Genomic DNA, 6,000 nt, shown 5'->3' with positions numbered 1-6,000 from the left:
CTAGTGACACGCCGCGCCAGCGTGCCCGCACACGTTTCCCCAGCTCACGCCCCTGATTCATGTGCTTTTCTCGCTACACATCTGCGGAACGCAGGTGAAGCACTCGGTAGCACCCAGCATTTCGGCAGGCAACCCCGAGGCCAGTCGCTCGATGGTCAATCCTGTGTGGCCAGCAGCCTGTGATCAGGTGCGGGCAGGCACTGGATCCTTTCCAGCTTGCGTTTGACTATGCGGACCAGAGAGTCGAGATCGCTCGTGCAAAAATTGCCGATGACGCGCTTGAGCAGAGACCAACGCCAACCGCGCGCCGATCTGCTGATGTGCTGCAATGAATCAGGCCCGGATAATCGCGCTAGGCGAACGTCTTCGGCTCACCCCGTCGCCCGCGTTCGATCCGCAGCCGACACAGCAGGTGCGACCGCTCACCTGGACGGAAACACAGCACGCCGGCGGTGCTGCCCCGGACAACGGGCTGCGCCCCGCCAGCGCCCAGGTACGCCCTTTCTGTGGCCTCAGCCCTCAGCCCTTAACTCGCCTCGTCCTCGAAGCAGATGAAGGCGCCTAGGTCCGCAGCGGTTCTTTGCCTGCGGCCATACCTCGGCCTCCCACGCCGCGATCGCCTGCTCATCCCGCTTGGCCGCCTGTCAGACAGCCACCTGACACGACCAGCCGTGCCGGCGCAGCAGCTGCCACGCCCCTCGACGTGTAGCCGACGCGAAACAGCCGCCCGAGCAGCGACTTGCCCCGGCTCCGCTTCCACCGCTGATCCTCGGCGAACCGGATGACTCCGTCGTACCGTGGCAACAACGGACTGTCACGACCCCACAGCCTCTACAGTTCAAGCTGTATACCAGCGCAAACTTCAGCCAACACCCTGCGCTACTAGACCAGCACTAAGGGTTGCTCGCGCGGTCTAAGCGCACGAGCGCATCCGGGCCAGTTCCTGGGCATCCATAACGTCGCCGACGTGGATCAGATGGTTAATCACTTCGAAGACGATCTTTTCGGATCTGGCCCCAACCTTCCGAAGGAGGATCTCCCTGGCCTCGGTAAGATCCCGGCTGCGACACGCCTTGATCGCAGCAGCAGCCTCTTCCGCAGGAGCCTTGGTGCCGGCATAGTCCAACATGCCTAAGGCGTGCTCGTAACGACCGCTGTCGAGATGCAGCACCAGTTCGTCGACCGGCCACGGTGTACCTGGCACCAAGCCGTTGCGCCGGTCCCCATCTGAAGCCGGGACCGGCGCAACGGAGCGAGCGCCGGTCTCGGCCGCCGGGACCGCCGGTGCCTCATCATCCGGGTGCGTAACGGTGATCACGGCCGGCCCTGCAGCGATCTGCCTACTTTCATCCCAGACCTGCTGCAGGAGGCATAGCAACTCCTCCTCGGTCACGAGCCCGACAGCGTTGTTGTCCTCCGCATGTTTGCGGAGGGCAAAGATCAACTCTTTGCTGGGATTCTTCACCTGCCCCGACGCGAGGCGCTGAAGCGCGGAGCTACTGCTGAGAACGCCATCTGCGACTGCGACGCTACGAAGGGTGCCGCCCGTAGCAGAGAGCAGGGTACGCATCATCTCGGTGAACTTGCGCCGCGCTGGCGGGAGGGAGTCTGGAAGGGGCTTGAACTGCATGCGTGGAGGCACGACAACTCCTTAGGGGTTCCTCGGGGTATCGCCTCCATATTGGCGGATGTCTATGACAATTGTGGGCCGAATTGCATGAGCGGGACATGCGGGACACACCAGAAAGAGCGGGACATAGCCGGGACAGAAAAGACTTCCCCTGACACAGGCAAATGCGCTTCGCTGAAGTGGCTGCCGGAACCGCCCCGCACACAGCGGGGTCGTGATCCCCGGTGCAAGACGAGAGGAGACGAAGAGCATGGCGACAAAGCCGTCCTGGACGGACGAAGTCCTCGGCACCAAGAAGCGCGTGGCCCTGTGGCTGGTGCAGGAGGTCGGCATCGGGAACGTGTTCACCAAAGAGCAGCTGCGGACCGCGTTCGAGGGGGTCAGCCAGGTCGACCGCCGTATGAGGGAGTTGCGGGATCACGAGTGGCAGATAGATACCAACCGCGAGGATCCGGCTCTCGACCCCAGGGAGCATCGGTTCGTGCGTCAGGGCCTGCCGGTCTGGGAGCCTGGCATGGCAAGCCGCAAGGCGACAGAGTCCATTGGAGCCGTACAGCGCCGCGCTGTGCTCATGACCGACAACTACCTGTGCCGGACATGCGGCATCGGCAACGGCGAGGCGTACGCCGACGGCTACGGAGCCACCTCCCATCTGGACATCGCGCGACGCCAAGTCACCCTGCCCGACGGCGGTACCGAAGTGCAGCTCGTCACCGAGTGCAACCGGTGCCGGGTGGGCGGGCGGGACGCCGAATGTGATCTTGGCGCACTCAAGACGGCAGTAGCGCAGTTGTCGGCGTACGAGCGCAAGATGCTGTCCGCCTGGATAGAGCAGGACGCACGCAGTTTCAACGAGGTCGAGAAGATCTGGGGTGTCTACCGCACCCTGCCGGCGTCGGCGCGTGCCGAAGTCCACAACATGCTTCACTAGCCCGTTCCCCGGGGCACCGCGAGCTAGAGCCGTAACCCAGAATCGGTAACGCCCTCATAGCTTCCTGATCGCTTTCACCACTTCAAGGAGCATCTACGTGTCGATCGACTTCGGCGAGCCCCGCGAGGCTGCCTACAACCGCGAACTCGTGGCTCAGCGGCTGAAGGAACTACGCAACGGTAGCGGGGTCCCAGAGACACTGACCGTCGAATGGCGGGGCAAGCCCATTCATGTCGAAGTCATCGACATGCCGGTTGAGGCTCTGCGCTACAACCCCGGTACACACCGCATCCGCGCCCAGCGAGCCTACGATCCCCCGCGGGACCGGGCACTCGACGAAGATCCGTGGAGCCCTGAGAGCCAGGACTACCTCCACTCCCTGCTCAAGGCATTGCCGGCTGACCCCTCCGTGACCGACAAGGCCTTTGAGGAGCTGTTGGAAAGCCTGCGCGAGTACCAGCAGAACGAACCCGGGCTGATCACCCGCACCGGCATCCTCGTTAACGGAAACACCCGCCGCGCCGCTCTCAAGGAACTCGGGCGGCCCAGCATGCGGGTTGGCGTCCTACCTGAGAGCTGCACCTGGAGCGACATCCACGCCGTTGAGCTCTCCCTCCAACTCCGTCCAGACACTCGGCGGGAGTACTCCTACATCAACCACCTGCTCGCTCTCGAGGAGCAGGTGAAGCTTGGCAAGCCTCTGCCGGAAATCGCCCGGAACTTCCACACAACAACGCCGGCCTGTGACCGCGACCTGTGGATCCTGGCTCAGTTGCGAGACCTTCTGAGCCGCAGTGCTAACGGCGCGGCCTCACTGCGGCTCATGGATTTTGAGGAAGCTAAGGAGAAGTTCGCTGAGCTCTACCGCGCCTACAACGCCGAGTCCGCACGTAACCGGGAGCGTGCCGAGCTGATGAAAGAGGGCCGACTCGCGGCTATCGTGCTTGAATTCTCGAAGACAGACGTTCGATTCATCCAGCCTGACTTTCACGAACGTTTCCTAGATCAGAGGCTGCCCGCAGACCTTCGACCAGCGCCCGCGCAGGAGACCAGAGCAGTAGCCATCCCTGGCCTTGGCCGCACAGTTCAAGCTGCCGGCGCTAGGGTCACCGCAGCTAAGGCGCTTACTGACTCCCTTCTGCGGGCCAAAGCCGTCAAGACTGCAGGATCTGCCGCGACTGCTGAGGAGCAGAGGGCAGCTGACGAAACCTACGGCCGCGCACGCGAGGTATTCAACGAGGCGCTGGAGTTCGCCGGAAAGGACTTTCGGCTCCGCAAGAAGCGCCTCGCTGCCCCCGACCGCATCGCCGATGCGTGTAAGGACTTGGAGCAGTGTGTCACCGACCTCGTCCTCGCCCGCGGCAATGGGAGTCTGGATGAAGGCGCGTTCGACGACGCCCTACTGCAGCTGCGGGCCATCATGGAGCGCGTCGCCGTCGAGGCCGGCAAGAGCATACCGCTCCCAGGCGAGGGCTTGACCTGGCTCAATAGGGCTGCGGGGAGGCAGCGGTGACGATGGCACGCACTGAGCCGTCGCTGCGGATCACATTCGACGTCTCGCGAACCCGGGTGGTGCTGCGCACCGTGCCAGGGCACGAGCAGGATTTCGCAGACCTTGCCGCTCGCATCGCTCCAGGTGGCCAGCGCGGACCCCTGGTGGGGGAATTCGACCTTGATGACTTCCTCGACCGCCTCATCGAACTTGGCTCCTGGCGCCATGACGGTGTCGAGTGGGAGGACGCGCTCCTCCAGCTCGTCAACGATGTCCTCGATGACGCTGAGCGGGCCGAGCAGACACTCCGTAAAGGTCCGGACGCCAGCGAACAGACGATAACGCCAGACGATGTGCTGGGTCTGCTCGGTGAAGGCTGGATTGGCGATCTCACTCCTTTCCAACTCCGTGACACCGCACAACTGCTAGCGCTCGGCCACGGCGCAAATTTCAGCGTCCCTGGCGCTGGTAAGACCCGCGTCTCTCTTGCGGTTTACGCCGCCATGCGCGAGCAAGGCCTGGCCCAGCGACTCCTCGTTGTCGGGCCCAAATCCGCCTACGAGGCCTGGCTAACAGAAAGCCAGCTCTGCTTCCGCACCCCGCCGCGCACCGCTGTCATGGGCCGCACTCCCGACTACAGCGCCGAAGTGCTGCTGGTCAACTACGAACGCCTCGCCCGCGCGGTGCCCAGGCTTGCATCGTGGTTAAGTGCTGCGCCATCGATGCTGGTGCTTGACGAAGCTCACCGTATGAAGCTTGGCGCGAACGGAACCTACGGCGCAGCATGCCTCGCGCTCGGGCCAACCGCCGCTCGGCGGCTCATCCTCACTGGTACTCCAGCCCCCAATGGAGCTCGCGACCTGGAGAACCTGCTGTCGTTCGTCTGGCCGGGCCGCGGTAAGCGAGTTGTCTCTGACGCCGTACGCGGTGGTGACCTGGCCTACGCCAGTAGCGTGCTGCGGCCGCTGTTCACCCGTACTACCAAGCAGGAACTAGGCCTGCCCCCATTCGAGCCGAAAGTCCGCTACGTCAGTCTGCCCCCCATCCATCGAGAGGTGTACGAAGCGCTCAAGGGGAACTTCTCTGCGCGAGCTGAGGCCTGTCGCGACGACATCGACGCTCTCGGGCGGGCAGCGCTGCGTCTGATTATGGCAGCAACCAGCCCGGCACTTCTGATCAAGGGCAGCAGCCCGTATGAGCCGCTGGCCTACAAACCATCGCCGCTCGAGGTGGATCCTGAAGACTCTCTCTATGCGCTTCTGCGCGACCTACCCAGCTACGAGCTCTCCCCTAAGTACCAGGAGGTTGTCAAGGTCGTCGCCGCCAACGCAGTAGTTGGCCGCAAGACGCTCGTGTGGACGACCTTCGTGCGTAGTATCACCACTTTGGCCGAGCTTCTCTCCCCCCATTGCCCGGCTGTTGTCCACGGTGGTACGGCCGACCGGGACGAGGAAATCCGGCGATTTCGCGAAGATCCTGACTGCATGGTGCTGATCTCGAATCCAGCGACCCTCGGGGAGGGCATCAGCTTGCATCAGGTCTGCCACGACGCAATCTACGTCGACCGCGACTTCATGGCAGGTCGGTTCCTCCAGAGCCTGGACCGTATTCACCGCTTGGGTCTGGCCCCCGGAACGGAGACCAGAGTCACGGTTCTTGTCGCGGAAGGCACCCTCGATGAAGTGGTCCAGCTGCGTCTCAAGGCGAAGCTGGAGTTCATGGGCAGCATCCTGGACGACCCAGAGGTGCGTCAGCTCGCAGATCTGGTTGAAGAGCCTGTCAACAGTTACGGCCTGGACCCGGCGGACATTAGCGAACTCCTTCGCCACCTAGAGAAGTAGGGCGCCTAGCGATGATCTGAAGCTGCGCACGCACTACGAGGGCCAGTTAGTCCTGGCAGAGTCACTGGTCGCCGGCTAGCTCCGTCCGCTTCACGTGGTGGAGATG

At 63.4% G+C, this 6,000-nt stretch carries 4 protein-coding genes; 3 read left to right on the top strand and 1 reads right to left on the bottom strand.

What is annotated here, in order from left to right:
• Window positions 1-913 precede the first annotated feature (913 nt).
• Window positions 914-1,630, bottom strand: a complete 717-nt coding sequence (locus AB0J42_RS35580) for a hypothetical protein (RefSeq protein WP_364302526.1) — start codon at window positions 1,628-1,630, stop codon at window positions 914-916.
• Between the two features lie 250 nt (window positions 1,631-1,880).
• Between AB0J42_RS35580 and AB0J42_RS35575 the strand changes: the two genes are divergently transcribed.
• The 3 genes from AB0J42_RS35575 (at window position 1,881) to AB0J42_RS35565 (ending at window position 5,894) form a co-directional block, all read left to right on the top strand.
• Window positions 1,881-2,561: a hypothetical protein gene (locus AB0J42_RS35575; RefSeq protein WP_364302524.1), complete on the top strand. Its 681-nt coding sequence runs from the start codon at window positions 1,881-1,883 to the stop codon at window positions 2,559-2,561.
• Between the two features lie 97 nt (window positions 2,562-2,658).
• Window positions 2,659-4,074: a transcriptional regulator gene (locus AB0J42_RS35570; protein ID WP_364302522.1), complete on the top strand. Its 1,416-nt coding sequence runs from the start codon at window positions 2,659-2,661 to the stop codon at window positions 4,072-4,074.
• A gap of 2 nt (window positions 4,075-4,076) precedes the next feature.
• Complete coding sequence (locus AB0J42_RS35565) at window positions 4,077-5,894, top strand: DEAD/DEAH box helicase (protein ID WP_364302530.1); 1,818 nt, start codon at window positions 4,077-4,079, stop codon at window positions 5,892-5,894.
• Window positions 5,895-6,000: the final 106 nt, after the last annotated feature.

This window comes from Nonomuraea sp. NPDC049649, from assembly GCF_040675175.1.
Taxonomy (GTDB): domain Bacteria; phylum Actinomycetota; class Actinomycetes; order Streptosporangiales; family Streptosporangiaceae; genus Nonomuraea.
The sequence above is the reverse complement of the archived record's forward strand: the minus strand, read 5'-3'. Positions and strand labels throughout refer to the sequence as shown.